Source organism: Micromonospora andamanensis (assembly GCF_016863495.1).
GTDB classification, from domain to species: domain Bacteria; phylum Actinomycetota; class Actinomycetes; order Mycobacteriales; family Micromonosporaceae; genus Micromonospora; species Micromonospora andamanensis.
Genome location: NZ_BOOZ01000011.1, coordinates 162,552 through 185,610, shown reverse-complemented (window position 1 = coordinate 185,610; position 23,059 = coordinate 162,552). Strand labels below are relative to the sequence as shown.

Annotated in this window: 30 protein-coding genes and 1 pseudogene; 13 read left to right on the top strand and 18 right to left on the bottom strand. The window is 70.7% G+C overall.

Annotation, left to right across the window (positions count from 1 at the left end):
• Positions 1 to 3: 3 nt before the first annotated feature.
• Positions 4 to 531: a SigE family RNA polymerase sigma factor gene (locus Van01_RS12170; protein ID WP_204005921.1), complete on the top strand. Its 528-nt coding sequence runs from the start codon at positions 4 to 6 to the stop codon at positions 529 to 531.
• On the top strand, positions 528 to 1,679 hold the full coding sequence (locus Van01_RS12165) for a hypothetical protein (RefSeq protein ID WP_204005919.1): 1,152 nt from the start codon (positions 528 to 530) through the stop codon (positions 1,677 to 1,679). Before Van01_RS12170 ends, Van01_RS12165 begins: the two co-directional genes overlap by 4 nt.
• Before the next feature lie 91 nt (positions 1,680 to 1,770).
• On the opposite strand, the gene Van01_RS12160 is transcribed toward Van01_RS12165, so the two are convergent.
• Positions 1,771 to 2,808, bottom strand: coding sequence for a hypothetical protein (locus Van01_RS12160; RefSeq protein WP_204005917.1), 1,038 nt, complete (start codon positions 2,806 to 2,808; stop codon positions 1,771 to 1,773).
• Positions 2,808 to 3,077 (bottom strand): hypothetical protein, encoded by a 270-nt coding sequence (locus Van01_RS12155; protein WP_099850638.1) that lies wholly within the window; start codon positions 3,075 to 3,077, stop codon positions 2,808 to 2,810. Before Van01_RS12155 ends, Van01_RS12160 begins: the two co-directional genes overlap by 1 nt.
• Positions 3,078 to 3,346: 269 nt before the next feature.
• Here Van01_RS12155 and Van01_RS12150 point away from each other — a divergent pair, with 269 nt between their 5' ends.
• The 3 genes from Van01_RS12150 (at position 3,347) to Van01_RS12140 (ending at position 5,870) form a co-directional block, all read left to right on the top strand.
• Positions 3,347 to 3,715 (top strand): YciI family protein, encoded by a 369-nt coding sequence (locus Van01_RS12150; protein WP_204005915.1) that lies wholly within the window; start codon positions 3,347 to 3,349, stop codon positions 3,713 to 3,715.
• Positions 3,712 to 4,965 (top strand): RNA polymerase sigma factor, encoded by a 1,254-nt coding sequence (locus Van01_RS12145; RefSeq protein WP_204006175.1) that lies wholly within the window; start codon positions 3,712 to 3,714, stop codon positions 4,963 to 4,965. The genes Van01_RS12150 and Van01_RS12145 overlap by 4 nt, the downstream gene beginning before the upstream one ends.
• Before the next feature lie 101 nt (positions 4,966 to 5,066).
• Complete coding sequence (locus Van01_RS12140; RefSeq protein WP_204005913.1) at positions 5,067 to 5,870, top strand: dihydrofolate reductase family protein; 804 nt, start codon at positions 5,067 to 5,069, stop codon at positions 5,868 to 5,870.
• On the opposite strand, the gene Van01_RS12135 is transcribed toward Van01_RS12140, so the two are convergent.
• On the bottom strand, positions 5,765 to 7,003 hold the full coding sequence (locus Van01_RS12135; RefSeq protein WP_204005911.1) for an acyl-CoA thioesterase/bile acid-CoA:amino acid N-acyltransferase family protein: 1,239 nt from the start codon (positions 7,001 to 7,003) through the stop codon (positions 5,765 to 5,767). The genes Van01_RS12140 and Van01_RS12135 overlap by 106 nt on opposite strands.
• A gap of 68 nt (positions 7,004 to 7,071) precedes the next feature.
• Complete coding sequence (locus tag Van01_RS12130) at positions 7,072 to 7,980, bottom strand: aminoglycoside phosphotransferase family protein (protein WP_204006173.1); 909 nt, start codon at positions 7,978 to 7,980, stop codon at positions 7,072 to 7,074.
• A gap of 295 nt (positions 7,981 to 8,275) precedes the next feature.
• Here Van01_RS12130 and Van01_RS12125 point away from each other — a divergent pair, with 295 nt between their 5' ends.
• The gene (locus tag Van01_RS12125; RefSeq protein ID WP_204005904.1) at positions 8,276 to 9,364 is read left to right on the top strand and encodes a hypothetical protein; all 1,089 of its coding nucleotides are present in this window, start codon (positions 8,276 to 8,278) and stop codon (positions 9,362 to 9,364) included.
• 90 nt (positions 9,365 to 9,454) lie between these two features.
• Here Van01_RS12125 and Van01_RS12120 read toward each other — a convergent pair whose 3' ends face one another.
• Complete coding sequence (locus tag Van01_RS12120; RefSeq protein WP_204005902.1) at positions 9,455 to 10,363, bottom strand: LysR family transcriptional regulator; 909 nt, start codon at positions 10,361 to 10,363, stop codon at positions 9,455 to 9,457.
• Between the two features lie 70 nt (positions 10,364 to 10,433).
• Here Van01_RS12120 and Van01_RS12115 point away from each other — a divergent pair, with 70 nt between their 5' ends.
• The 3 genes from Van01_RS12115 (at position 10,434) to Van01_RS12105 (ending at position 12,996) form a co-directional block, all read left to right on the top strand.
• Positions 10,434 to 11,312, top strand: coding sequence for a dihydrodipicolinate synthase family protein (locus Van01_RS12115; RefSeq protein ID WP_204005893.1), 879 nt, complete (start codon positions 10,434 to 10,436; stop codon positions 11,310 to 11,312).
• 124 nt (positions 11,313 to 11,436) lie between these two features.
• The gene (locus Van01_RS12110; RefSeq protein WP_204005885.1) at positions 11,437 to 11,844 is read left to right on the top strand and encodes a YciI family protein; all 408 of its coding nucleotides are present in this window, start codon (positions 11,437 to 11,439) and stop codon (positions 11,842 to 11,844) included.
• 6 nt (positions 11,845 to 11,850) lie between these two features.
• Positions 11,851 to 12,996: an RNA polymerase sigma factor gene (locus Van01_RS12105; RefSeq protein WP_204005883.1), complete on the top strand. Its 1,146-nt coding sequence runs from the start codon at positions 11,851 to 11,853 to the stop codon at positions 12,994 to 12,996.
• Positions 12,997 to 13,034: 38 nt separating this feature from the next.
• Here Van01_RS12105 and Van01_RS12100 read toward each other — a convergent pair whose 3' ends face one another.
• Genes Van01_RS12100 through Van01_RS12090 form a run of 3 tightly spaced genes read right to left on the bottom strand, consistent with a single transcriptional unit; the run spans position 13,035 to position 14,199 of the window.
• On the bottom strand, positions 13,035 to 13,391 hold the full coding sequence (locus tag Van01_RS12100; RefSeq protein WP_204005881.1) for a nuclear transport factor 2 family protein: 357 nt from the start codon (positions 13,389 to 13,391) through the stop codon (positions 13,035 to 13,037).
• The gene (locus Van01_RS12095; RefSeq protein WP_204005879.1) at positions 13,388 to 13,855 is read right to left on the bottom strand and encodes an SRPBCC family protein; all 468 of its coding nucleotides are present in this window, start codon (positions 13,853 to 13,855) and stop codon (positions 13,388 to 13,390) included. Before Van01_RS12095 ends, Van01_RS12100 begins: the two co-directional genes overlap by 4 nt.
• Entirely contained in the window at positions 13,852 to 14,199 is a 348-nt protein-coding gene (locus Van01_RS12090) for an ArsR/SmtB family transcription factor (protein WP_204005877.1), read from the bottom strand. The genes Van01_RS12095 and Van01_RS12090 overlap by 4 nt, the downstream gene beginning before the upstream one ends.
• Positions 14,200 to 14,356: 157 nt before the next feature.
• On the opposite strand from Van01_RS12090, the gene Van01_RS12085 reads away from it, so the two are divergent.
• Positions 14,357 to 15,139 (top strand): aminoglycoside phosphotransferase family protein, encoded by a 783-nt coding sequence (locus tag Van01_RS12085; protein ID WP_204005875.1) that lies wholly within the window; start codon positions 14,357 to 14,359, stop codon positions 15,137 to 15,139.
• 110 nt (positions 15,140 to 15,249) lie between these two features.
• On the opposite strand, the gene Van01_RS12080 is transcribed toward Van01_RS12085, so the two are convergent.
• The 6 genes from Van01_RS12080 to Van01_RS12055 form a co-directional block, all read right to left on the bottom strand.
• A complete protein-coding gene (locus tag Van01_RS12080) occupies positions 15,250 to 16,014 on the bottom strand; it encodes an ABC transporter permease (RefSeq protein WP_204005873.1) in 765 nt (254 codons plus the stop codon).
• A complete protein-coding gene (locus Van01_RS12075) occupies positions 16,011 to 16,823 on the bottom strand; it encodes an ABC transporter ATP-binding protein (protein ID WP_204005871.1) in 813 nt (270 codons plus the stop codon). Before Van01_RS12075 ends, Van01_RS12080 begins: the two co-directional genes overlap by 4 nt.
• The gene (locus Van01_RS12070) at positions 16,820 to 17,200 is read right to left on the bottom strand and encodes a DUF1048 domain-containing protein (protein ID WP_204005869.1); all 381 of its coding nucleotides are present in this window, start codon (positions 17,198 to 17,200) and stop codon (positions 16,820 to 16,822) included. The genes Van01_RS12075 and Van01_RS12070 overlap by 4 nt, the downstream gene beginning before the upstream one ends.
• 2 nt (positions 17,201 to 17,202) lie before the next feature.
• A complete protein-coding gene (locus tag Van01_RS12065; RefSeq protein WP_204005867.1) occupies positions 17,203 to 17,550 on the bottom strand; it encodes a PadR family transcriptional regulator in 348 nt (115 codons plus the stop codon).
• 262 nt (positions 17,551 to 17,812) lie between these two features.
• Positions 17,813 to 18,541 (bottom strand): MBL fold metallo-hydrolase, encoded by a 729-nt coding sequence (locus Van01_RS12060; RefSeq protein ID WP_204005866.1) that lies wholly within the window; start codon positions 18,539 to 18,541, stop codon positions 17,813 to 17,815.
• Between the two features lie 26 nt (positions 18,542 to 18,567).
• Complete coding sequence (locus Van01_RS12055; RefSeq protein ID WP_204005864.1) at positions 18,568 to 19,467, bottom strand: SDR family NAD(P)-dependent oxidoreductase; 900 nt, start codon at positions 19,465 to 19,467, stop codon at positions 18,568 to 18,570.
• Between the two features lie 85 nt (positions 19,468 to 19,552).
• On the opposite strand from Van01_RS12055, the gene Van01_RS12050 reads away from it, so the two are divergent.
• Positions 19,553 to 20,143 carry an SbtR family transcriptional regulator gene (locus tag Van01_RS12050; protein ID WP_204005855.1) on the top strand — a complete coding sequence of 197 codons (591 nt, stop codon included), beginning with the start codon at positions 19,553 to 19,555 and terminating at the stop codon, positions 20,141 to 20,143.
• Between the two features lie 106 nt (positions 20,144 to 20,249).
• Here the strand turns inward: Van01_RS12050 and Van01_RS12045 are convergent.
• The 4 genes and pseudogenes from Van01_RS12045 to Van01_RS12030 form a co-directional block, all read right to left on the bottom strand.
• Positions 20,250 to 20,330 (bottom strand): annotated as a pseudogene (locus Van01_RS12045) (VapC toxin family PIN domain ribonuclease); the annotation flags it as partial.
• A 30-nt stretch (positions 20,331 to 20,360) separates the two neighbouring features.
• Positions 20,361 to 21,023, bottom strand: a complete 663-nt coding sequence (locus tag Van01_RS12040; RefSeq protein WP_204005853.1) for a hypothetical protein — start codon at positions 21,021 to 21,023, stop codon at positions 20,361 to 20,363.
• A gap of 419 nt (positions 21,024 to 21,442) precedes the next feature.
• The gene (locus tag Van01_RS12035) at positions 21,443 to 21,742 is read right to left on the bottom strand and encodes a helix-turn-helix domain-containing protein (protein ID WP_204005851.1); all 300 of its coding nucleotides are present in this window, start codon (positions 21,740 to 21,742) and stop codon (positions 21,443 to 21,445) included.
• A 3-nt stretch (positions 21,743 to 21,745) separates the two neighbouring features.
• Entirely contained in the window at positions 21,746 to 21,895 is a 150-nt protein-coding gene (locus Van01_RS12030) for a hypothetical protein (protein WP_204005849.1), read from the bottom strand.
• Positions 21,896 to 22,227: 332 nt separating this feature from the next.
• Between Van01_RS12030 and Van01_RS12025 the strand changes: the two genes are divergently transcribed.
• Both Van01_RS12025 and Van01_RS12020 read left to right on the top strand, forming a co-directional pair.
• Complete coding sequence (locus Van01_RS12025; RefSeq protein ID WP_204005847.1) at positions 22,228 to 22,506, top strand: type II toxin-antitoxin system Phd/YefM family antitoxin; 279 nt, start codon at positions 22,228 to 22,230, stop codon at positions 22,504 to 22,506.
• Positions 22,503 to 22,913 (top strand): type II toxin-antitoxin system VapC family toxin, encoded by a 411-nt coding sequence (locus tag Van01_RS12020; protein ID WP_204005845.1) that lies wholly within the window; start codon positions 22,503 to 22,505, stop codon positions 22,911 to 22,913. The genes Van01_RS12025 and Van01_RS12020 overlap by 4 nt, the downstream gene beginning before the upstream one ends.
• The last annotated feature ends 146 nt before the right edge of the window (positions 22,914 to 23,059 follow it).

The window sequence follows — 23,059 nt, the reverse complement described above, 5'->3', positions numbered from 1 at the left end:
CGCATGACCGACAGGTACCCGGCACCACCTGAGGGCTTCGCCGACTTCGTGGCGGCCCGGTCCGGTGCGCTGCTGCGCTCAGCCTGGCTGCTCACCGGCGACGCCGGTCGCGCCGAGGACCTGCTCCAGACCGTGCTGGCCGCCGCCTGGCGGCGCTGGCCGACAGTGGTCGCGGCCGGGCATCCCGAGGCGTACCTGCGTCGGGCGCTGTTCACCACCTACGTCTCGTGGTGGCGTCGGCGGTGGCGGTCCGAGTTCCCGGCCGCCGCACCGCCGGACCACTCCCGGCCCGGTGACCTGGCCCGGGAGTCGGCCGACCGGGACGCGGTCCGCCGGGCGCTGGCCCGGCTCAGCCGCCAGCAGCGGGCGATCGTGGTGCTGCGCTACGTCGAGGACCTCTCCGTGGAGCGGACCGCCCAGGTGCTGGGCTGTTCGACGAACACGGTGAAGGTGCAGTCGTCGCGCGCCCTGCGCAGCCTGCGTACCGATCCGGACCTGAACCTGTTCACCAACCGGGAGGTCGTACCGTGACCCGCGACGACGAGGACATCCGAGGGCTGCTCGCCGGGGCCGTACCACCGCTTGCCGCACCGCCGGACCGGGTCGCCGAGGTCGGCGTCCGGGTACGCCGGCACCGCCGCCGGATGGCCGGCGGCGCGGCGGCGGTCGCGCTCACCGTCGGCCTGGGCATCGGCCTGCCGGCGCTGGTGGCTGGTCCCGGACGCGACGACGTCATCCCACTCGTCACCCCCGGCCCGCGCGGTGACGCCAACTGCCCGACCAGCCTCGACGGGCGTCCGGACCTGAGGTTCGTGCGCTACGGCGACGACGAGCCGCTGGTGCCGACCGGCGCGGTGGAGGTCACCAGCTGCCAGGTGCCGGTCGCTGGCGGACCCCATCCGGCGAACCGGATCGGCCCCCGGACCCTCACCACCGGCGTCGACGAGATCGTCCGGCTGCTCAACGCCCAACCACCGACTCAGCAGGACGGACGGGGTCGGCCGCTGCCGGACGGCCAGCAGATGAGGTGCACGCTGAAAGCCACCTACGAGGAGACGGTCCTGGTGCTGCGCTACCCGGACCGGGACCCGGTCACGGTCTGGACTGACGAGAACTGCCGGGTGGCGGTCACCGCGACCCACGGCCGGGGGATTGATTTCGGGGTGATCAGGACGTTCCTCGACAGGTACCGGGCGCAGCTCGTCGCGACCACCGACCCGGCCACCGTGACCACCCCCGCCTGCGCGGCCACGTTTCCGGTGCAGCGGATGCGGAAAGGCTCGGAGGACGGCCCACTGGACCGGATCGATTTCAACAACAGCGATCCGTACCTTGCCCTGCCGACGCCGCTGATCGAGGTCACCGCCTGCCGGTACGAGGTGCGCGGCGAGACCGGCGAACTGGTCGGACAGCAGCGGCGGCGCGCGGGCGCGGACCAGTTGCGGGCCGTGCTCAACCAGGCTGTCGGCCGGTCGGCGGAGCGCAGCGACTGCGGCGACTGGCCGGACTACGAGGAACCGACCCTGTTCGACACACTTACCGTCGCCGACGCCACCGGAGAGACCGCCGAGTTCTGGATCCGGCACGAGCCGTGCCGCAGCGTCAACTTTCTCCATGCGCTCACCCCGGAGTTGCGGGACGCCATGACCGACCTGCTCGGCCAGCCGCCGTCGCGGTGAGCCGGCGCCACGCGGGTCGGACCTGACGGGGGTCGGCCCGCCGCGCGTACCGGCCCGGTCCGGAGCACACCGGACCGGGCCGGCGCCGGGATCAGCCGTACGGCGGCCGGGCGTACGCGGCCCGCAGCGCGGCCAGCCCTGTCGCCTTCGGGCTCAGGGTGCCCCAGCCGGAGTTGAAGTAGTTCGTCCGGGCGATGAGGGGGCCGCGTTCGGCGTTGAGTCGGGCGATGGCCGGCGGCACGGTGGCGATCCAGGCCGCCTGGTCGGGGATCTCGATGACCCGGACGCCCCACTCGGCGATGAGCACCGGACGGGACAACGCGACCGGACCGAGGTCGGCCACCGCCCAGTCCTTGGTGCGCCGGAACCGCTCCAGCGCGGTGTGGCTGGGACTTGTCGCGTAGACGTTCCACTGGAGGTAGTCCAGCCGGGTCATCAACGCCTCCGGGTGGGTACGCCGGAAGCAGTCCCGGTTGAAGCCACCGAGCCCGACCGAGAAGGTGCTGCCCTGCGGCAGCCCTCTGGCCCTGAACCAGTTGACGATGTACGTCACCGCCTGCACCGCCCGGGCGTCCGACTCGGCCCAGGTGTACGCCCTGCCGGCCTCCGTGGTGCCGAACTCATGATCCGTGTCCAGTTCGGAGGCGAGCTGGATGTTCACCCCGAAACCCATCGTCCGGTACTGCGACAATGCCCGGGCGAACAACCCGTCGCACTGTCCGGCGATGACCTGGCCGTAGCCGTACGCCCTCGGCCAGACCGCGCCGGGCCGCTGCTGGATGGTCATCGCCGGTGCCGGCACGGTGTACGTCACCCCGTCCACTGTGAACGTCTGTGGCCCGGTGTCGGGCGCGCCGTAGTGCTTCAGTTCGAGCACCATGTTGACCTGCACCCCGGCCCGTCCCAGAGTGACCAGCCAGGGCCGCTGGTAGCCGGGAAAGATGAAGGCGTCGGCGAAGCTGCGGTACTGGGTAAGCGACCGGAAGTTGCCGCCGGCCATGTCGGCGGTCGGGTCCGCGCCGCCGGAGAGGTAGTAGCCGCCCAGCACGGGTGGTAACACCGTGTAGGCGACTGTGGCGCTGGCGGTCCGGCTGGCGGAGTCCCGCACGGTGACTGTCACCCTCGGCATCACGCCACCGCCCGGTAGACAGCCACCGCGCCGCTGTCGGAGACCCGGGACCAGGTGCGCCCCGAGTCGTCGACGACGGTGATGGTGAGCGGGTCGATCACGGCGGTCACGGACACGGGAGCACTGCGGTTGCCCTGCGCGTCGGCCACGGTGACAGTTACGGTGAGCCGCTGGTTGTCCGCGTCGCCGTAGTTGACGGTCAGCAGCATCTGCTCGCCTGGCGAATAGGTGGTGGAGTTCATCGAGGCGTTGGCGGTGGGAGCGGCCATGGCGGCTCCTTCCTGGCTTGGTCGTCGCGACCAGCTGTGCAACACCGTCGGTGCGGCTGGTCTGCGACGGCGGGCCGGAGCCGGACGGCGCGGCGGCGCGACCCGGCGGTTGCCGTACTGGCGGCCGGCGGGACGTCACGCTCCCGACCCGGCCCGAGGATCGGATGTGGCCCGCCATCCGCGGCCTCTCTACCTGCTACAACAATGCGTCGGGGCAGGCCACACCGTCCTGTCCGTTTCCGGACATATCGACCTTTATGGAGACGACCGTGAAGTATCTGATGTTGATCTACGGCAATGAGGAGATCTGGGGCAGCCTGCCGGACGGCGATCTGAGCACCCTGATCGGTCAGGTGGACGCCTTCAACCAGTCGCTGCGGGCCTCCGGTGAGTTGGTCGACGTGCAGGGCCTGGTGTCCCGCCCCAGGTCGGTGCGGATCGTCGCCGGCACGCCTGTGGTGACGGACGGCCCGTACCTGGAGGCCAAGGAGTATGTCGGGTCGTACTTCGTGGTCGACGTCGACGACGAACAGCGGGCGTTGGAGATCGCCCGCGAGTATCCGGGGGTGCGGTTCGGCTCCGCCAGCGGCGGCATCGAGATCTGGCCGTTGATGGCCGGCGACGGAGCGGAGCACTGAGCCTCGACCAGGCCACCGTCGACCTGCTGCGCCGGCTCGCGCCGCAGGTGCTGGCCACGCTCGTCCGCAGGTACGGTGACTTCGGCCGGGCCGAGGACGCCGTGCAGGAGGCGCTTGTCGTCGCCGTCGAGCGGTGGCCGCTCGACGGCGTTCCCGAGCAACCGTCAGGCTGGCTGCACACCGTCGCCGCCCGCCGCTACGTCGACCTGGTACGCACCGAGTCCGCCCGCACCCGCCGCGAACGTACGGCGCTGGACCTCACCCCGCGAGACGCGCTCGTCGCCCCGCCGCCCGACGTCGCGGCGCCCTGCGACGACCTGCTGGAGTTGTTCCTGCTCTGCTGCCATCCGGCGCTGCCCGCGCCCGCGCAGCTGGCACTGACCCTGCGTGCGGTCGGTGGGCTCACCACCGCCGAGGTCGCCGCCGCCTTCCTGGTGTCGGAGCGGACCATGGGGCAACGGATCTCGCGGGCCAAACAGCGACTCCGCGAGGCGGGCGCCCGGTTCGCACCGCCGCCTGAGGCGGAACGCGACGCACGGCTGGCCGTGGTACGCCAGGTGCTGTACCTGATGTTCAACGAGGGGTACAGCGCCAGCAGCGGCCCCCACCTTCGTCGCGCCGACCTGACCGGGCAGGCCCTGCGGTTGACCCGGCGGCTGCACGAGCGACTGCCCGACGACGGGGAGACGGCCGGCCTGCTCGCGCTGATGCTGCTCACCGAGGCCCGGGCGGCGGCCAGGGTCGGCCCGGACGGTGACCTGGTGCCGCTGGCGGAGCAGGACCGTCGCCGGTGGGACCGGGCGGCGATCCAGGAGGGATGCGCCCTTGTCGAGCGGACCCTCGCCACCTCGCCACCGGGGCCGTACCAGGTCCAGGCCGCCATCGCGGCGGTGCACGCCGAGGCACCGGGCACCGAGGCCACCGACTGGCCGCAGGTGCTCGCCCTGTACGAACTGCTGGAGCGTCTCGCGCCCAACCCGGTGGTCACGCTGAACCGGGCGGTGGCGGTGGGCATGGTCCACGGTCCCGCCGCCGGGCTGACCCTGCTGTCCGAGTTGGAGTCGGGGCTGCTGGCCGGGCACCACCGACTGCACGCCGTCCGCGCCCACCTGCTGGAACTCGCCGACGACCAGGCAGCCGCCGCAGCACAGTGGCGGACCGCCGCGACGCTTGCCGGCAGCGAACCCGAACGGCGGTACCTGCTGCGCCGAGCCGCCGCCGCGAGCGACCCGAGTTCCGCCGCGATGTGACAGGGGTCACCGTCGAAGCCGGTAGAAGCGGCAGGTCCGGCTCCGATCCACAGGTGGGTCGGCACCCGTCGTGGGTGCCGCCGGATCCGGGAGGAACGGACATGACGAAGGTGACCGCTCAGCTGTCGGTGTCGGTGGACGGCTACTACGCCGGCCCACAGCACGACGGCGACGGCGACTGGCTGCGGTCGGCGGAGAGCCACGGGTTCTTCCGGGTGACCCGGTGGGCCACCGAAGCGATGGCGTGGCGCGAGCGGCAGGGCTTCGCCGGCGGCCGGCACGACGCCGACTCCGAGATCATCGCCGAGTCGTTCGCCACGGCCGGCGCGTACGTGATGGGTCGCCGGATGGCCGACGGCGGCGAAGTGCCGTGGGGCGACGAACCACCGTTCCGTGCTCCGGTCTTCGTGGTGACCCACCGGCCCCGCCCGACCCTGCACCGCCAGGGTGGCACCAGCTTCACCTACGTCACCGACGGGGTGGCCAGCGCGGTGGCCCAGGCCCGGGCCGCGTCCGGTGCCAGGAACGTCGCGGTGGCCGGCGGTGGCAGCCTGGTCCGGCAGGTGCTGCGGGCGGGGCTGCTCGACGAGTTGGAGCTGCACGTGGTGCCGGTCGTCCTCGGTGCCGGGCTACGCCTCTTCGACGACCTGGGCCTCGACGACTTCGAGGCGATCGAGCTGGCCCCCGAGCGGGTTGTTGCCAGCCCGCAGGTCACCCACGTCAGGTACGCGGTGCGCGGTCGCGCCCCGCTGGTCCTCGACGACCGCGGCCGCGGTACCGACACCCGTAGGGCGTGCCGTCAAAGGGTGGCGAGGAAGGTGAGCACCTCCGACCACCCGTCCCGGCGGGCGGCGGCGTCACCCGCCCGGGACCCGCCGTGTGTCTGCTCGCCGGTGCGCCCCTGATGCACCGTCTTCGACGGCAGGTACGGGAAGGTGCCCACGCCGTGACCGGCGTCCGGGTAGAGCAGCACCCGGTGAGGTGAGCCACCGAGCGCCAACAGCAGCTCGGCGGCGTAGCTCGGCGCGTCCCAGAGCAGGTCGTCCGCCCCGGCGATGGCAAGTACCGGTCCGTCGACCCGGTCGACGGGGATCGGGCCGGTCGGCACGGGCCTGCCACGGTAGGTCCAGGCGGGCGCTCCCGAGTACGGGTATCCGGGGTGGACGACGCTGCTCGGCGCGTAGACGACGACGGCGCGGACCAGGTCGGGACGCTGCTGCGCCAGCAGCAACGCGGCCTCGGTGCCGCGTGAGTAGCCCGTCACCACCACCTCGCCGCCGGAGTTCGGGGCGAGCAGTTCGGCGGCGGTGGCGAAGTACTCCAGCGGAATGTCGTGCAGGCTGTCCGGCAGCCCCGAAGCCCCGAAGTAGCCCAGGCACAACACCGGGTGCCCACGGGAGGCGAGCAACGGTGCGTCGTACAGCCCGCCGACGCCGCCCTCCGAGCCACCGAGCCACAGCACCCCGCGCCGTCGAGGCACCTCCGGCGGGGGAAGGACGAGCAACCCGCGTACCCCGTGGGCCGTCGGGGTCAGCTCGGTGAACGACACCTCGCCCGCCGTCCAGTCCCGCCGTACGGTGACGGCGGCCGGCTCGCGCCCGCCGCTCACGGCCGACAGCCGGACCGCGAAGGCACGGCGTATGTGCGGCCAGACCGGCGCGAAGTAGGAGGCGTCGCCGTCCAGCGGATCCATCGACCAGAACAGGCCCATCGGGTCCACGCCCGAGTAGGAGCCCTCCACCGGGGCGTCCCGGGACACGTCCACGACACCGTTGGCGTCGGCGACGAACGTCACCTCCGCACGCCACAGGTGCCCCGCGTGATCGTGGGCCTCGGCGGCGACCACCACCCGCTCCCGGGCGGCCAGGCCACGCACGCGTACCCGGAGCGGCTCGTCGGCGAGCGCGACGGCAGGCGACACATCCAGGTGCAGGCGCGGCGCGCCACCCCTTCCCCGGTCGCCGCTGAGCATCGTCGCGACCAGCAGTCCCACCAGGACGGCGGGCAGGATCCGGGACGTGCTCGACCAACGCGGCATCGATGACACGATATCCGTAGCGGTCCACCACCCCAGACCTCGCCGACCGTCCGCCCGGCACCGGCCCGTCAGGACGTGCGCTCGTCGGTGAGGATCGCCTGGAGGCGGGCCCGGCACTCGGCCACGAACGCCGGGTAACTGTGCTGGTAGTACGGGATGCCGCTGGCGGCCACGCCGATCGCCCAGGCCCGGGCGCGTACCCAGGTCGAGTCGTCGATGTCGATGGCGTGGCGGCAGGCGTGCCGGGCCTCGGGCGGCAGGTCCCACACCGGGGCGTGCTCGGCGTCGGGCAGGCCGACCGACAGGCCGCCGAAGTCGATTACCGCGTGCAACCTGCCGTGCCGTGCCAGGAGGTTTGTGGGCCGGAGATCGCCGTGCAGCCACACCTGCGGCCCGGACGGCTCGGGCAGGGCCAGCGCCGTCCGCCACAGCCGTTCCAGGGTGTCGACGTCGATCTCCGTGCCGACGATGGCGCGGCAGTCGGACAGGGCGCGCCCGACCCACTCGGCGCAGGCTCGCAGCTCGCCCCCTCGATACCAGCTCAGCTCGCCCGTGCGGGTCGCTCCCATGAGGTCAACGCCGTGCAGTTCCCGCACCACGGCCGCCAGGTCGGTGCCGAAGGCCGCCCAGTCCGAGACGGTAGCCGGCCCGACCTCGTCGCCCTCGATCCACCGGTAGACCGACCAGGGCAGCGGAAAGACGCCTGTCGGTTCGCCGCTGTGCACCGGTTCCGGGATGCGGCAGGCGAGCAGCGGCGCCAGCCGGGGCAGCCATCGCTGCTCCTTGCGCAGCGACGGTGCCTTGTCGGCGGTACGCGGAAGTCGGACGAGCAGGCCGGTGCCGAGCCGGTACATGGTGTTGTCGGTGCCCGCACCCGCCCGGTACAGCGACAGATGTGCCCACTGTGGGCACTGCTCGGTCACCAACGCCCTGACGACATCCTCGTCGACCGGAATCTCACAGTGATGCAGCGTCACGTCGAGATCCTCGCGCCGGGCGCGCGGGTGAGCCACCCAATTCCTTCGCGTGCAGGAGGTTGTGAAGGGGGGTCACGTGGTGGAGCTGTCACAGCGGCCGGGGCGGCGGCATCAGCCCGGTTCGGACCCGAACCCTTCACCGGCTGAGCGATCCCCACCCCGGCGACGGGTGTCGGCAGGTCGACCGCGCGGGTGCCGGACACCCGTCCGCCGGTTGTAGGCAAGCCGACTGTGACCTTGACCGGCACCCGGAACAGTGGCAATAAGCATCGATCACTGCCGATAGGGGTGGACCATGTCTCTCCGTCTCCGTCCCCTCTCCGCCGCCATCGCCGTGGTGCTGGCCGCGACGCTGTCGATCCCGGGCGCACCTGCCGCAGCCGCCACCGCCGACCGCTTCGGGTTCGCGTACGTCGACGATCCGACGGCGCCGATCTGGACGCCGTTGCCCGCGGCCTACCAGTTCGGCAGCTGGGCACCAGGGCCGACGGCCACCGGCGGCAAGGTGGCCCCCGGCCGGTTCCTGGTCCGGTTCCCGGGCATCGGCCTGGGTTCCCGTGGCAACGCGCACGTCACCGCCGTGGCCAAGGACGGCCGCTTCTGCCAGCTCGTGCGGTGGGGCAGTTCGGGCGCCGACGAGATCGTCGACGTGCAGTGCTTCCGACCCGGCGGCACCCCCGCCGACACCCCGTTCACGGTGCTGTGGACGGTCAGCTCGGGCCTCCTGCCTGCCGGCGTCGGCGCGTACGCCTCGGCGCAGGTGTTGTCGAACGTCCTCGCCCAGTCGTACAACTCGACAGGCGCGCCCGTCACCGTCGCCAACGTCGCGGTGGGCATCTACGACGTGCGTTTTCCGGCGGTAGGCGCGCCACCCGGCGTGCTGTCCGGGAACGTGCAGGTGACCGCCCAACAGCCGAACGCACAACCGCGCCGATGCAAGATCCTCCGCTGGGGTGCGTCCGGCCCGGACGCGGTGGTCTACGTCGCCTGCCACAACCCGGTCACCGGCGCCTTGATGAACAGCGACTTCACCGTGTCCTTGCATCGGGAGCGCTCGGTCTACGCGTCGTTCGGCCCGCCGAAGCACTTCGGGTACCTCTCGACGCCGTTCGGCGGCCCGACGAACTACTCGTACCCGCTCGGTGTCGGCGCCAACGGCTTCGGACCCACCGGCCCCGGCACCTTCGTCGTCAAGTTCCCGGCTCTGCACGAGAAGAGCACCACCGCGCAGGTGACCGCGATCGGTGACGGCCCCTCGTACTGCACCCTCCAGGAGTTGTGGGCGCAGTTCGGCAGCGATGCGGTGGTGCCGGTCGCCTGCTTCAGCAACGCCGGTCGTCCGCAGGACGTCGCGTTCAGCTCGACCTTCTCGTCGAGCGTCTGAGCCCGGCGGTCCCCGCCCAGGCACACCTGGGCGGGGACCGACGGCGGGTACGGCGGCGGGTACGGCGGCGGGTACGGCGGCGGCGTCGGCTCAGGATCCGGCCGAGTGCTCACCGGGCAGGTCCCGGGCGGCGGCCCGCAGCGCGGCGACGCTCGCGGCCACCGCGGGATGCCCACCCGCACCCTGCCGGTAGGCGATCCGGGTTCGGCGTCGGATGGTGAGGGGAACCAGGGCCACCCCGGTGGACGGCCGCCCGAGCGCCAGTTGAGGCACCAGACCGACGCCCTGACCGGCGGCGACCAGGGCGAGCACGGCGGTGAAGTCGTCCGCGTGGTGCCGCACTGTCGGGCGGAAGCCGGCCAGCTCACACGCGTGCAGGGTCACCGCGTGACAGAGCGTGCCCGGGCTGCCCACGATCCAGTCCGCGTCGCGTACCGACCGCATCGGGTCGCCGGTGTGGTGCCGGTCCGTCCCGACGGCGAGGTACACCGTCTCGTCAAGCAGTGGCACCGAGTCCAGCGCCGGATCCGGCTCGACCGGCACGATGTCGTAGTCATGCACGAGCGCCACGTCGAGGCGGCGATCGCGCAGCGCGTCGGGCACCGCGACCGGGTCCAGCTCGGTGACCATCAGGTCGAGCGCGGGGTGGTCACGGCCGAGCGCGACCAGGGCGGGCAGCAGCAGCGTCCGCACGGCACTGGGGTACGCGCCGATGCGTACCGTGCCGGAGAGCCCGCCCCGCGCGGCGGCCACTGTCGCGTCCGCCGCCTCCAGCGCGGCGAGGACGACCTCGGCGTGCCGGACCAGCGCCTCCCCGGTGGGGGTCAGGGTGACCCGTCGGCCGGCCCGTTCCAGGAGCGCGACGCCGGCCTGCCGTTGCAGCGCGGCGAGTTGCTGGGAGACGGCGGACGGGGTGTAGGTGTGCGCCTCCGCCACGGCGGCGATGGTGCCGAGGTGGGACAGATCCCGCAGCAGGCGGAGCCGACGGACGTCAAGCATCAGTTCAGCTTACGTATTCGGTGAGTAATCGGAACTGGTACTTCACCTTCTGCTGTCGGAGGCTGGCAGCATGACACCTGCCGGGCTCTACGTACCCATGATCACGCCGTTCGACGAGAGCGGAGCTGTCGCCCTCGATGCGCTCAGCGCCCTCGCCCACGAGGTGCTGGCGGCCGGCGCGGTCGGGCTGGTCGCCCTCGGCACCACAGCCGAGCCGCACGCCCTCAGCGCCGTCGAACAGCAGACGGTGGTCGACACGATCGCCGCGGCCTGCCGGGAACACCGGGCCGGTCTCCTGGTCGGCGCGCACACCGCACCGGAGCTGCGGGCCCTCGCCGAGCGCCCCGGGGTGACCGCGGCGCTCTGCCTGGTCCCGCCGTTTCTCCGCCCCGGCGAGGAGGCCGTGCTCGCGCACTTCGCCAGGTTGGCCGAGGACTCCCCGGTGCCGCTTGTCGCGTACCACGTGCCCTACCGCACCGGACAGCAGCTTGGCGTCGGCACCCTGCGCCGTCTCGCCGGGCTGCCCGGCCTGGTGGGCGTCAAGCACGCCGTCGGCGGGATCGACGCCGACACCATCGCGCTGCTCGCCGATCCGCCACCCGGCTTCGCCGTGCTGTGCGGCGAGGACGCGTACGTCTCGCCGCTGCTGGCCCTCGGCGCGGCCGGCGGCATCCTCGCCTCCGCGCACCTCGCCACCGCCGACTACGCCGATCTGGTCTCGGCCTGGCAGTCCGGCGACATCGCCCGGGCCCGGCCGCTCGGCCACCGGCTCGCCACCCTCTCGGCCGCGCTGTTCGCCGAACCCAACCCCGCTGTGGTCAAGGCGGTGCTGCACGCCCAGGGACGTGTCCCGACGCCGCTCGTCCGCCCGCCGCTGCTGCCCGCCACGTCGACGGCCAGCGCCCGGGCGCTGGCCTGCCTGACCGGGGTGGCGGCGGTACCGGCCTGACCACAGCGCGTTGTCGCCGGGGCCGGTCGGAAACTTCTCCCGGCGACATGTCGAGAAGCCGGGTCGGGCTCCGTCCTCGCTGCGAACGCGGCCACAATGGCCCGTACCTGACAAGGAGCATCCGATGGCCAAGTACCTGCTGCTCAAGCACTACCGTGGCGGCCCGACCCCGCTGCACGACGTGCCGATGGACAAGTGGACGCCCGAGGAGATCTCGGCCCACGTCCAGTACATGCGCGACTTCGCGGCTCAACTCGAAGGCACCGGCGAGTTCGTCGAGGGTCAGGCGCTCTCCCCGGAGGGAACGTTCGTCCGCTACGACGGCGAGGGGCGACCGCCGGTCACCGACGGCCCGTTCGCCGAGACCAAGGATCTGATCGCCGGCTGGATGGTGATCGACGTCGAGACCTACGAGCGGGCGCTGGAACTGGCCGGTGAGCTGTCCGCAGCACCGGGTGCCGGCGGTAAGCCGCTCCACGAGTGGCTCGAGGTACGACCGTTCCTGACCGTGCCGCCGACCATCTCTGAGTGACGCACGGTGGATGAGGCCGTCCTGCGGACCCTTACTCCCACTGTGATCGGCATCCTCGTCCGTCGCGGAGTCGACTTCGCGACGGCCGAGGATGCCGTGCAGGACGCGCTCGTCGAGGCCGTCCGGGCATGGCCGACCGACCCGCCGCGCGACCCCAAGGGCTGGCTGATCGCGGTGTCCTGGCGGAAGTTCCTCGACGCGGCCCGCGCGGACAGCTCCCGGCGGCGGCGCGAGGCGCTCGTGGAGGTCGAGCCTCCGCCCGGCCCGGGCGAACCGGTGGACGACACGCTCGCGCTGTACTTCCTGTGCGCGCACCCGTCGTTGACCTCCGCCTCGGCGGTCGCGCTGACGCTGCGGGCGGTGGGCGGCCTGACCACGCGGCAGATCGCCCGGGCCTACCTGGTGCCGGAGGCGACGATGGCTCAGCGGATCAGCCGGGCCAAGCGGACCGTCTCGGGCGTCCGGTTCAACCAGCCAGGTGACGTCGCCACCGTGCTGCGCGTGCTCTACCTGGTCTTCAACGAGGGCTATTCGGGCGATGTCGACCTCGCCGCCGAGGCGATCCGGCTCACCCGCCAGCTCGCGGCGAGGATCCGGCACGAGGAGGTGGCGGGCCTGCTCGCGCTCATGCTGCTCCACCACGCCCGTCGGGCGGCTCGGACCGCCGCCGGCGGCCGGCTGGTGCCGCTTGCCGAACAGGACCGCAGCCGCTGGGACACCAGCCTCATCGCCGAGGGCGTCCAGGTGCTCCAGAACGCGCTGGCCCGCGACCGCCTGGGCGAGTACCAGGCCCAGGCCGCCATCGCCGCGCTGCATGCCGACGCCCGCACGGCAGCGGAGACCGACTGGGTGCAGATCGTCGAGTGGTACGACGAACTGATGCGCCTCACCGACAGCCCGGTGGCGCGCCTCAACCGGGCTGTCGCGGTCGGCGAGGCCGACGGGCCACGGGCCGGCCTGGCCGCCCTGGCCGAACTCGACCCCGCGCTGCCCCGGCACCGCGCTGTCGCCGCCTATCTGCACGAGCGTGCCGGTGAGCTGACGACTGCGGCGCGGCTCTACGCCGAAGCCGCCCGACTGGCGCCCAGCCTTCCCGAAATCGACCATCTCACGCGGCAGGCCGCCCGACTCAACGCGGACCTACGCCGTTGACCGGCCCCGAACAACTCGGCTGAACGCCCGGCAGCCCGTCAGGGCAGTGGGACGACGTAGGAGTCGACGCGGGCGATCAGCCCGTCGCGGAAGGTGAACAGATCGTTGAAGGCGAACCGGAACGGTCCGTGCTCGACGCTCGTCCCACGCCCCTCGCCGGTGGTGACGACCACCGGACCGTCCTCGAACACGCGCTGGACGTCGAGTTCAGGGCTGCCGGCGAACGCCGGATTCTCGATCTCGCTGTCGAACTCGGCCTTGCCTCGGGTGGTCCGATGGCCATGGATGACCCACTCGACGTCGTCGGTGACGGTGGCGAGGATGCGCCGATGGTCACTCGTCCGGAATCCTTCGAAGTAATCCGCGACGAGGTCGCGCTGGGTCTGCCCGGTCATCGTGTGCTCCGTCCTGGTGTGACATCGTGGAGTCGCAGGTGGGCCGCCAGCGCGTCGAGGATCGAGGCGAGCCCTTCGGCCGCCTGGGTCGTGCGCAGCTCGACGGGCAGCCGGCGCTGGTGCACCGTGAGATCCGTGCCGCCGGCAGCGGGCCGGATGCTTACGGTTGTCCGCAGCCCGGTCAACGGCTCGTCGAACACGAGCTCGTGCGGTGCGCTGACGCCCACGTAGACGAACCGGAGTCGGCGGGTGGCGCCGTCCGGTGCGCGGGTGTCGAGCGCGAACTCCCCGCCGGGGCGCAGGTCCACGAGCACGGACTCGGGCGGCACGACGGCGTGGGAGCCGCCCCAGAACGCCGCGATGCCCGCCGGTGAGGTGAAGGCGGCCCAGACGCGTCCGGGGTCGGCCGGGAGGTGGCGGCTGGCGATCAGCTCGTCGCCGCGAAGCTGGGAGCTGGCGGTCACCGGACCACGTCCTGGTCGACGAGGTGCCGTTCAAGCGCGTCGAGCCGGTCGTCCCAGACCCGGCGTTGGTCGTCGATCCAGGTACGGAGCAACGACAGGTGCTCGACCTTCAACCGGCAGGGCCGCCTCGTGCCCTCACGCCGCTGCTCGATGAGACCGCACCGGCGCAGAACCCCGACATGGTGCGAGATCGCCTGTGGGGTCAGGTCGAACGGTTCCGCGAGCTCCCCCACCGTGGCGTCACCGTGCGCGAGGCGGGTCACCAGGGCACGCCGGACGGGGTCGCCCAGGGCGGCGAAGGCGGAGTCGAGCTCCGGGGCGGGTACCGCCAGCGAGGTGGACATGCCCCACGGTAACACAAACAGTCATTTGCGCAATGGATTGTTTGTATAGTCGTGGTGTCCCCGCCAGCCGGTCCGCCACGCCACAGTCCGAAGCCGGTTCGTATCGTCGTACGGTCAGGGTCGGCTTGTCGGACGGCGTGGCAGTGGAGTGGGGCGGATGGTCGAGCGGGAGATCCTGACCGGCGGTGGCGTCAACGAGGTCGTTCGGATCGGCGACACGGTGCGCCGCCCCACCGGCCCCTGGTCCGCGCGGGTCCACGAACTGCTGCGGCAGCTCGCCGCCGAGGGCTTCACGGCGGCGCCCCGGATACGCGACACCAGCGAGCCCGGTTTCGAGATCCTCGACTTCCTGCCCGGCGAGGTGTCGAACTATCCACCCACCGCCGCAGCGGCCTCGACGGAGGCGCTGGAAAGTGCGGCACGGCTGCTGAGGGCGTACCACGACGCGACTGCCGAGTACGCGCGGCGGGCGCCACGCGACGGCTGGCAGGTGCCGGCGACCGAGCCGGTGGAGGTCATCTGTCACGGTGACTACGCGCCGCACAACTGCGTGCTGGACGGCAACCGGGTGGTGGGCATCATCGACTTCGATCACGCCCAGCCCGGTCCCCGGGTCTGGGATGTCGCCTACGCGGCCTACCGATGGGTGCCGATGACCGCGCCGGGGAACACCGACGGCTTCGGCACCACCGGGGAACAGGGCGCCCGGCTCCGCACGTTCTGCGACAGCTACGGGCTCGACGGCACCGCCCGGGCCGGCCTGGTCGACGTCACAGTCGCCCGACTGCACGCACTCGTCGACTTCATGCACGCCCAGGCAGCCGCCGGAAACGCCGCCTTCGCCGGCCACCTCGCGGACGGACACCACACCCAGTATCTCAACGACGCGACGTACATCCGCGCGAACCGCCTGGTCTTCGACGACGCGCTGCACCGCTGAAGCGCCGGGCATGCTGCCGGCCGGTTGTCGGCCCGATCTCGTGGAGTGCGGACCCAGCGGAGAACAGCGCCACACCCGTACGGATGCGGCGCTGCTTCCTTCCGGTCGGGCTAGCTGATCTTCTTGCGGTAGATCGCTGTCGCGGCGACGTAGGCGACCACGAGCAGGCCGACGCACCAGCCGAGGGCGACCCAGATGTCGTTGCCGACAGGCTGCTGTGCGAAGAGTGCGCGGAGACTGTTCACGATTGACGTCACCGGCTGGTTCTCGGCGAACCAGGCGACCGGTCCGGGCATCGAGTCGGTGGGCACGAACGCCGAGCTGATGAAGGGCAGGAAGATCAGCGGGTAGCTGAAGCCGCTGGCGCCGTCGATGGTCTTGGCCGACAGGCCAGCCATCACGGCGAGCCAGCTGAGGGCGAGGGTGAACAGGCTCAGGATGCCGGCGACGGCGAGCCAGTCGACTATGGATGCGCCGGTGCGGAATCCCATGATCAGTGCGACGCCTATGACGAGCACGAGCGAGGCCAGGTTGGCGACAAGTGAGGTCAGGACGTGCGCCCAGAGCACGACGGGTCGCGAGATCGGCATCGACTGGAAGCGCTCGAAGACGCCGCCCTGCATGTCGAGGAACAGACGGTACGCCGTGTAGGCGATGCCGGACGCGATCGTGATGAGCAGGATGCCCGGGAGCATGTAGTTGATGTACGACTCGCCGGATCCGGTGTTTATGGCTCCGCCCAGCACGTACACGAAGAGCAGCAGCAGCGCGATCGGGGTCACCGCGGTGGTGATGATGGTGTCCGGGCTGCGGAGGATGTGACGCAGCGAGCGGCCGGTGAGGGCTCCGGTGTCGCTGAGAACGTGGGCAGTCATCGGGATTCCCCTCCTGCGGGCGTGACCGCTCTGTCGGCGGTGTCACTGGTCGCGCCGACGAGGGCGAGGAAGACGTCCTCAAGGCTCGGCTGCTTCTCGACGTACTCGACCTTGGCGGACGGGAGGAGCTGCTTCAGTTCGGCGAGGGTGCCGTGCTGGATGATCGTGCCCTGGTGCAGGACCGCGATCCGGTCGGCGAGCTGCTCGGCCTCGTCGAGGTACTGGGTGGTCAGCAGGATGGTCGTGCCACCCTGGGCGAGCTGCTTGACCGTCTGCCAGACCTCGATGCGCGCCTGCGGGTCGAGGCCTGTGGTCGGTTCGTCGAGGAATACGACAGGTGGGTTGCCGACCAGGCTCATCGCGATGTCCAGCCGTCGCCGCATGCCGCCCGAGTACGTCGCCGCCCGGCGGTTCCCGGCATCAGTGAGCGAGAAACGGGCGAGCAGGTCGTCGGCGATCGCACCCGGATCCTTCAGGTGGCGGAGCTTCGCAACCAGGGTCAGGTTCTCCCGGCCGGTGAGCACTCCGTCGACCGCGGCGAACTGCCCGGTCAGGCTTATCGACAGGCGTACGTCGGCCGGAGCCGAGGAGACATCGAAGCCGTGGACTGTCGCGCTGCCGCTGTCGGGCTTCAGCAACGTCGACAGGATCCGCACCAGCGTGGTCTTTCCGGCGCCGTTCGAGCCGAGCAGCGCGAAGATGCTCCCGGCCGCCACGTCGAAGTCGACGCCCCGTAGCACGTGCAGCTCCTTGTAGGACTTCGTGATGGCCCGCACCCTGATCGCGGGCTCTCGCGTCTCGACGGTCATGCCCCCTTCCCCTCTCCGTTGTTGTCGTCGGCGGCGTCGATCGCCTTCCGGAGGCGCTCGCGCTCCTTGTCGATCCACTGCCTGCCGGCGTACGCCTGCAGGAACGTCTCGGCGAACTCGACCGGATCGTCGCCGACGACCGCGCGGACCGGCGTTCCGTCGGCGACCGCACGCTCCCAGAGGTCGACGAAGTCGCCGAGCATCGTGGTGATCGTGTCGCCGTCGAGGATGCCGCCCTGGTACATGAAGTACCTGTGCAGCGCCTTGGCCGAGCCGCGATAGGGCTCCGGCAGGGCATCGATCCGAGCCATGTTCTGCCGGTACTGCTTCTTCTGCTCGAGCGATCCGACAAGCATCTCGATCCACTTCGCGGCCATGCTCATGCTCCCTTGTCCTGCTGGTTGCCGTTGTGCCGGAGTTGCTCGATGCGATCCGCGAGGACGCTCCACGTCCGCCAGAACTCGGCGAGCTGGTCCCGCCCCTTCGCGTTGAGCGAGTACACCTTCCGCGGGGGCCCTTTTTCGGAGGGAACCTTCTCCACGTCCACGAACCCGCGTTGCTCGACGCGGACGAGCAACGCGTAGATGGTGCCTTCGGCGATGTCCGAGAATCCGCGGTCCCGCAGCCACGCGGTGATCTCGTAGCCGTACGCGGACTCGCGGGCCAGGATCGCCAGGACGATGCCTTCGAGGGTGCCCTTCAGCATCTCCGTCATCTGGTTGCCCATGCCATCTTCTCCTCGCTACCCAGCGACGCTGACTACTGGTAGACAGTAACGCTAGGTACCAGTAGATAGCAACACTGAATACCGAGGAATTCCAGAACGAACTGCGGCACGAGCGGCAAGAAGCGCTGGTGATCTACTCCGGCCTCCGGACAGCGGTAGATCGCCGGATCTGTCCCGCTGACCGCTGACCAGCCCCCCTGCTGTTCGTCATGAACGGGGAAGAGAGCGTGACGGGCACGTCCGACCGGCGTCGACGCGCCCGTCAGTGTGGTGACCGGCCAGCCGCGACAGCCCGGATGCGCCGGATCGCTTCGGCCGGTCCGCCGTCGAAGGGCGTGCCGTGGCCGGGTAGGACCCAGGTGGCGGGCAGTTCAGCCAGCCGGTCAAGCGAGACGAGCGCCTGCTCCGGGTCGTCGCTGAAGGGCGCCGGCTGGGGGCCGCGCTCGCCGGTGAGCACGTGCCGGGTGGTGAGTCCGTCGCCGACGAAGACGGCGTTGGCGACGGGCACGTGGATGGCGATGCTTCCCGGCGAGTGACCCGGGAGCCCGAGGATGCGCGGCGCCCCCGGCAGGTCGAGTACGTCACCGTCGTGCACCTCGACCACCTCGGTGAGGTGCACCGGGCGGAGGACACCCTTGCGGCTGGCGTACCAGAGGAAGCTTGCGGTGGCGGTGATCCTGAATCGACCCCAGGAGTTGGTCACCTTCTCCTCGCCGCGGGCGCGGGCGGCGTCGGCCTGGTGGATGTGCACCGGCACGCCGTGATCGCGGCGGAGCCGCTCGGCGAACCCGAGATGGTCGGTGTCGCCGTGGGTGAGGATGACGCCGCGGATGTCGGCGACCGATCGGCCGAGTCCGGCAAGCTCGGCCGTGAGTTCCCGCCAGTGCCCGGGGAGGCCCGCGTCGATGACTGTCACGCCCTCGTCGGTCACGACCAGATAAGCGGCCACGAGATCGTTGCCGATGCGGTGCAGGTGTGGTCCGAGCTTCATTGCTTCTCCTTCGCTTGCGCTGGCGGTCAGCGCGTGCGACTTGGCAGACCGACAAGCACGCCGCTGTCGTGCCACAGGTCGGCACTGAGGTCGTCGCGGAGGGCCAGATCGGACGGGGCCGGCCAGGTCAGGCGTCCGCGCCGGAGCGCCGCGTGGATCGCTTCGGCGGGTGGGCGGATCTCACCGAGCGCGAGTTCGGCAAGCGTGCGGCCGGCCGTCGCCTTGCTGTTGAAGCGCGGCACGAGGCGCCGCAGCGGCGTCCCGAGCAGCCACCAGACGGCCCGCAGGGCGAGCGGCGTCGCCCGCATGAGGCGAGTGCCGGGCGTCGGGCCCGGGTCGTACGCGACCACCGAGAGGCCGTGTTCGCGTGCCTCCGGCTGAGCCGCCAGCGCCCGCGCGGTCAGGATCGCGCACAGCTTCGAGGTGGCGTAGGCACGACCGGCGGCCGTACGTGGCTGCCGATCGAGTTCGGGATCCTCGTCGGGGTGCGCAAGCAGCCGCGCGTCGGCATGCCGCGGCGGCGGGAGGATCGTCTGTTCGGCCGGGTTGTGCGTCCCGCTGGTTGTCAGGATCACGTCCGCGCCGTACGCGAGGCGGGGCAGCAACAGGCGCAGAAGCAGATAGTGAGCGAGGTGATTGACCGCGAAAGTCGTCTCGAAGCCGTCGACCGTCCGGCCGTACACGTCGGGCTGACTGGTGCCGGCGTTGAGCACCAGGGCGTCGATCTCGGGGGCCTGCTCGCCGACCGCCCGGGCGAACGACCGGACGCTGTCCAGGCTCGCGAGATCGAGCGGAAGCGTCGTCAGCCCTCGCGGGGGACGACCCCGCGCGCCGACGAACACCCGCGTACCGGGTCTGGTCGCGAGCCTGCGCGCGGCGACCTCGCCGATCCCTGACGTGCCCCCGGTCATCACGATCGTGGTCATGCCGAACCCCTTCCCACCGGCTAACATGAGTCATCACTCGACTACGAAAATATGAGTGACGACTCGACTTGTCAACGGAGCTGGCGTGGCCGACACACCTCACACAGGCAAGCCCCTGCGCGCCGATGCGCGGCGGAACCGGGAACGGGTCCTCGCGGCGGCGGAGGAGGTTTTCGCCGAGGGCGGACCTGCCGCGTCCACCGAGGAGGTCGCCCGGCGGGCCGGGGTCGCCATCGGCACCGTCTTCCGCCACTTCCCCACCAAGGAGGAACTGGTCCAGGCCGTCTTCGCCCAGCGGGTGCGTCAACTCGTCGACGAGGCCGAGACACTGTCCACAGCGGATGATGCGGGTGCGGCGTTCTTCGCATTCTTCGTCCGCCTGACCGAGCTCTCCATCGCCAAGCACGCCTTCGCCGATGTCCTGGCTGGCGCGGGCATCGACGTCGGGGCGATCGGGCGCACGCACCCGCAGGAGACGAGCCACCTCCGCGCGGCGGTCAGCACCCTCCTGACCCGGGCACAACGCGCCGGAGCCGTACGCGAGGACGTACGGACACCGGAGGTGCTGACGGTGATGATCGGAATAGCCCGGGCGGCCGAGCAGACCCCTTCCGATTCTCAGGTACTCGCCCGGGTGCTCGACATCGTCTTCGACGGGCTTCGCCCCGCGAGATGACCGCGCGGCCGGCAGGGCCGCCTGAGGCGGTCGCTACAAGCTGCCATTGGGCGTACCGGTTCGGGCGCGTACACCTGAACCACAAACATGCAGGTCAGTGGCATGATCACCTAAAGCGGACGCCGCTGGCTTTGGCGAGCCGACCATCACCGGTAACGAGTGGGCAGGCCATCAACTCCGCCGCCGCGCCCTGACCGCTTGCAGGTCTGTCCCGAGATCAGCCGGTGAACCCGGCGACGTACGCCGTGAGCGACATGCCGCCCGACCCGCCACCGCCGACTGTCACACAGCCGTCGGCCGGAGCACGCTCCCCAGCGGGATACGCGACGACCCGCAGCGGATGTTGGAAGTGCACGGTCAGGAAGCGCCAAGCCGCCGCGTTCAGCTCCGGTTGCCGAGAATTGGCCACCTCACCCGGTTCGCCCGCGTGGAACAGCAACAGGGCACCTGCGCGATCCCGCAGCGCCCGGCCGAGGGCCAGCCGCTCAGGGCAGCCTTCGCAGGTCAGAAACCCTTCGTCGGTGCCGTCGAAGCCGGCGGACAAAAAATCTGCGAACCCGTCCTCCGGCCAGCCGGCAAGGTAGGCCGGAAGGGGTATGCCCAAGTCGCCGTCCGCGTCCAGCATGGCCGGCAGCACACCGCTCTCCATCTGACGATGCAGTTCGGGATCCCAGTCGTGAGCCACCCGAAGCTGGTGACCGACGTGGTCGGCAAGCAACTTCCACAACGCGCTGGACGGCAGTCGGGACTGCGAAAAGACCGGCTGACCAGGATTGCCGGCATACCTGATAACAGTGCCGCCGGGCTGCTCGCTCAATGGCTTACCGAGCCCCCAGCAGATCCGGTTGCACGAGCAGTAAAGAAACGCCGATGCCCCCACGTGTCACCCCTAACCGGGTACGCCCATTCCACGAGCCCTCAGCATCCACAACCCGGCCGGCCGACCATCCGGCGTGTGGAACGCAACGTACACGTCCGCGTACCTCGCCAAGCGGCGATCGTCGCCGAACAGGGCCAGGCCGGCCACAACTCGAGCGAGACCGCGAGGAATTCGGCCGAGGGCATCCATACGGGGAACATACGGTGATGACACGTTCCGCCGCTGTCCCGTCACGCTGCGGTTTCAGCCGACCCGCTCGATCGACGCGTGATGCCAGCCGTAAGTGGGCCGGACGCGTCGCCGCGAACACCGCACATCACGGTCGCAGGCGTCCCGCTACTGGCCCGTTTGACCAGGTCACGGGCGCGAGGCGGTACGCGATGAGCGCCACCAGCTCCGCATCAGCGGTTGTCGGCGACTCAAGCCGCCGCATCGCGTGGCTCGAACCTCACGCTGAGACTCACATTCAAGGACGCCGCCAACCGCTCCAACACCGGCAGGGTCGGAACGGTGCCGCCGGCCTCGAACCGCGCGACCGCCGACTGGGTCATCCTGGATTCCTTAGCAAGTTGCGCCTGACTCCAACCTCGGCGTTCACGAAGCTCGCGAACCGCACGGCCGAGCTCGAACGCCAACCGCGCCGCGTCGTACGCCTCCGCCGCCCCAGGCTCAGCCATACGCCGCTCCCGCATCGCGGCCCAATCGCCACGCTCGCCCATGACCTACCCCTCCTCTTCCACGAGGCGGTGCGCCTCGTCAATGCATCTCGCCAGCAGGTCGACGTAGAACGCCGCTCGGGCGAACAGCGCGGTCGGCAGACTCTCCAGCCACTTCTCGACCTCCGGCTCCAACTCGACGGCACCCCATGTCATAGCAGCAATGCTATAACGGCCTCAGCTGCCAGCGTAGCCGAGGAGCGGTGTTCGCACCGTTCGATTCGCATCGATATAAGAGCAGGTCAAGGCCATGGTGGGCCGGAGGTGTCACCATGCGAACCGCGCCGCCACGATCGCAGGCGATCCGCTAACCCTGAACTTGCCCGGCCCCCGGACCTCGGGTCGTGCGCGATGATTCCGACACCACCCACCGAACCGCCGGCCAGTCGCCGTGGTCTAGACCCGTGGACCTCTCTGGACGGCGAACAGGCAGCCCGGATGACGCCAGGAGCTAGAACCGTAGAACATTTAGTTCTACACTTGTGTCCATGGAACGCATCGGTGTCCGGGAGTTGAACCAGAACACGAGCCAGGTGCTGGCTCGGGTGAGTGGCGGCGAGACCGTCGAGATTACCGATCGCGGACACCCGATTGCCCGACTTGTTCCGGTAGGCGACGACAGGTCGGTGTTGGCCAAGTTGGTAGCGGCAGGGCGAGCCGTCGCCCCCACCGGCGGCGGCTCTGTTCCACTTCCGCCGAAGCTCGGTGATGAGAGTGTGGACGCGGCCGCCTCACTCGCTGCGATGCGTGACGAGGAGCGCTGGTGATCTATCTCGATTCAGCTGCCGTCGTCAAGCTGGTTCGGCAGGAGATGTGCAGCGCCGACCTTGTCTCCTGGCTCAACAAGCACGACGACGTGCCGCTGGTTTCCTCCGCTCTCGTCGAGGTGGAAGTACCCAGAGCGCTGCGCCGATCAGCTCCGCAAGCTTTGATCGGAGTACCGGCTGCCGTCGGACGGCTGTTCCGACTGGAGATCGACAGCACGATCCGTGCGACCGCAGCTGCGTTCGCCGAGCCGACGCTCCGCAGCCTCGACGCCATCCACCTGGCCACCGCCCAAGTGCTGACCAACGAGTCCGGCGCGGCACTCACCGCCTTCGTCACCTACGATCGGCGGCTGCTCGAATGCGCCAAGCAAGCAGGACTACCCGTAGCAAGCCCCGGCCAGAACTGACCCACGAATCCACCACCCTGGTGCGGGGTCCGGCCGCCGTACGGCAGCGCGGCCGGCGACACCGACTGCGGCCTGCGCTTCTGGAACCTTGCACCCCTCCGTCTGGGTATCCGTTTCGGTGGGCCGGAGGTACCACCATGCGAACC

Coding starts and splice junctions, on each gene's coding strand:
- Van01_RS12030 (WP_204005849.1), bottom strand. CDS start 21,895: ATGACATGGGGTGCCGTCGAGTTGGAGCCGGAGGTCGAGAAGTGGCTG.
- Van01_RS12025 (WP_204005847.1), top strand. CDS start 22,228: ATGGAACGCATCGGTGTCCGGGAGTTGAACCAGAACACGAGCCAGGTG.
- Van01_RS12115 (WP_204005893.1), top strand. CDS start 10,434: ATGACACCTGCCGGGCTCTACGTACCCATGATCACGCCGTTCGACGAG.
- Van01_RS12060 (WP_204005866.1), bottom strand. CDS start 18,541: ATGAAGCTCGGACCACACCTGCACCGCATCGGCAACGATCTCGTGGCC.
- Van01_RS12125 (WP_204005904.1), top strand. CDS start 8,276: ATGTCTCTCCGTCTCCGTCCCCTCTCCGCCGCCATCGCCGTGGTGCTG.
- Van01_RS12065 (WP_204005867.1), bottom strand. CDS start 17,550: ATGGGCAACCAGATGACGGAGATGCTGAAGGGCACCCTCGAAGGCATC.
- Van01_RS12120 (WP_204005902.1), bottom strand. CDS start 10,363: ATGCTTGACGTCCGTCGGCTCCGCCTGCTGCGGGATCTGTCCCACCTC.
- Van01_RS12055 (WP_204005864.1), bottom strand. CDS start 19,467: ATGACCACGATCGTGATGACCGGGGGCACGTCAGGGATCGGCGAGGTC.
- Van01_RS12100 (WP_204005881.1), bottom strand. CDS start 13,391: ATGACCGGGCAGACCCAGCGCGACCTCGTCGCGGATTACTTCGAAGGA.
- Van01_RS12085 (WP_204005875.1), top strand. CDS start 14,357: ATGGTCGAGCGGGAGATCCTGACCGGCGGTGGCGTCAACGAGGTCGTT.
- Van01_RS12075 (WP_204005871.1), bottom strand. CDS start 16,823: ATGACCGTCGAGACGCGAGAGCCCGCGATCAGGGTGCGGGCCATCACG.
- Van01_RS12140 (WP_204005913.1), top strand. CDS start 5,067: ATGACGAAGGTGACCGCTCAGCTGTCGGTGTCGGTGGACGGCTACTAC.
- Van01_RS12035 (WP_204005851.1), bottom strand. CDS start 21,742: ATGGGCGAGCGTGGCGATTGGGCCGCGATGCGGGAGCGGCGTATGGCT.
- Van01_RS12090 (WP_204005877.1), bottom strand. CDS start 14,199: ATGTCCACCTCGCTGGCGGTACCCGCCCCGGAGCTCGACTCCGCCTTC.
- Van01_RS12135 (WP_204005911.1), bottom strand. CDS start 7,003: ATGCCGCGTTGGTCGAGCACGTCCCGGATCCTGCCCGCCGTCCTGGTG.
- Van01_RS12160 (WP_204005917.1), bottom strand. CDS start 2,808: ATGCCGAGGGTGACAGTCACCGTGCGGGACTCCGCCAGCCGGACCGCC.
- Van01_RS12110 (WP_204005885.1), top strand. CDS start 11,437: ATGGCCAAGTACCTGCTGCTCAAGCACTACCGTGGCGGCCCGACCCCG.
- Van01_RS12070 (WP_204005869.1), bottom strand. CDS start 17,200: ATGGCCGCGAAGTGGATCGAGATGCTTGTCGGATCGCTCGAGCAGAAG.
- Van01_RS12170 (WP_204005921.1), top strand. CDS start 4: ATGACCGACAGGTACCCGGCACCACCTGAGGGCTTCGCCGACTTCGTG.
- Van01_RS12080 (WP_204005873.1), bottom strand. CDS start 16,014: ATGACTGCCCACGTTCTCAGCGACACCGGAGCCCTCACCGGCCGCTCG.
- Van01_RS12155 (WP_099850638.1), bottom strand. CDS start 3,077: ATGGCCGCTCCCACCGCCAACGCCTCGATGAACTCCACCACCTATTCG.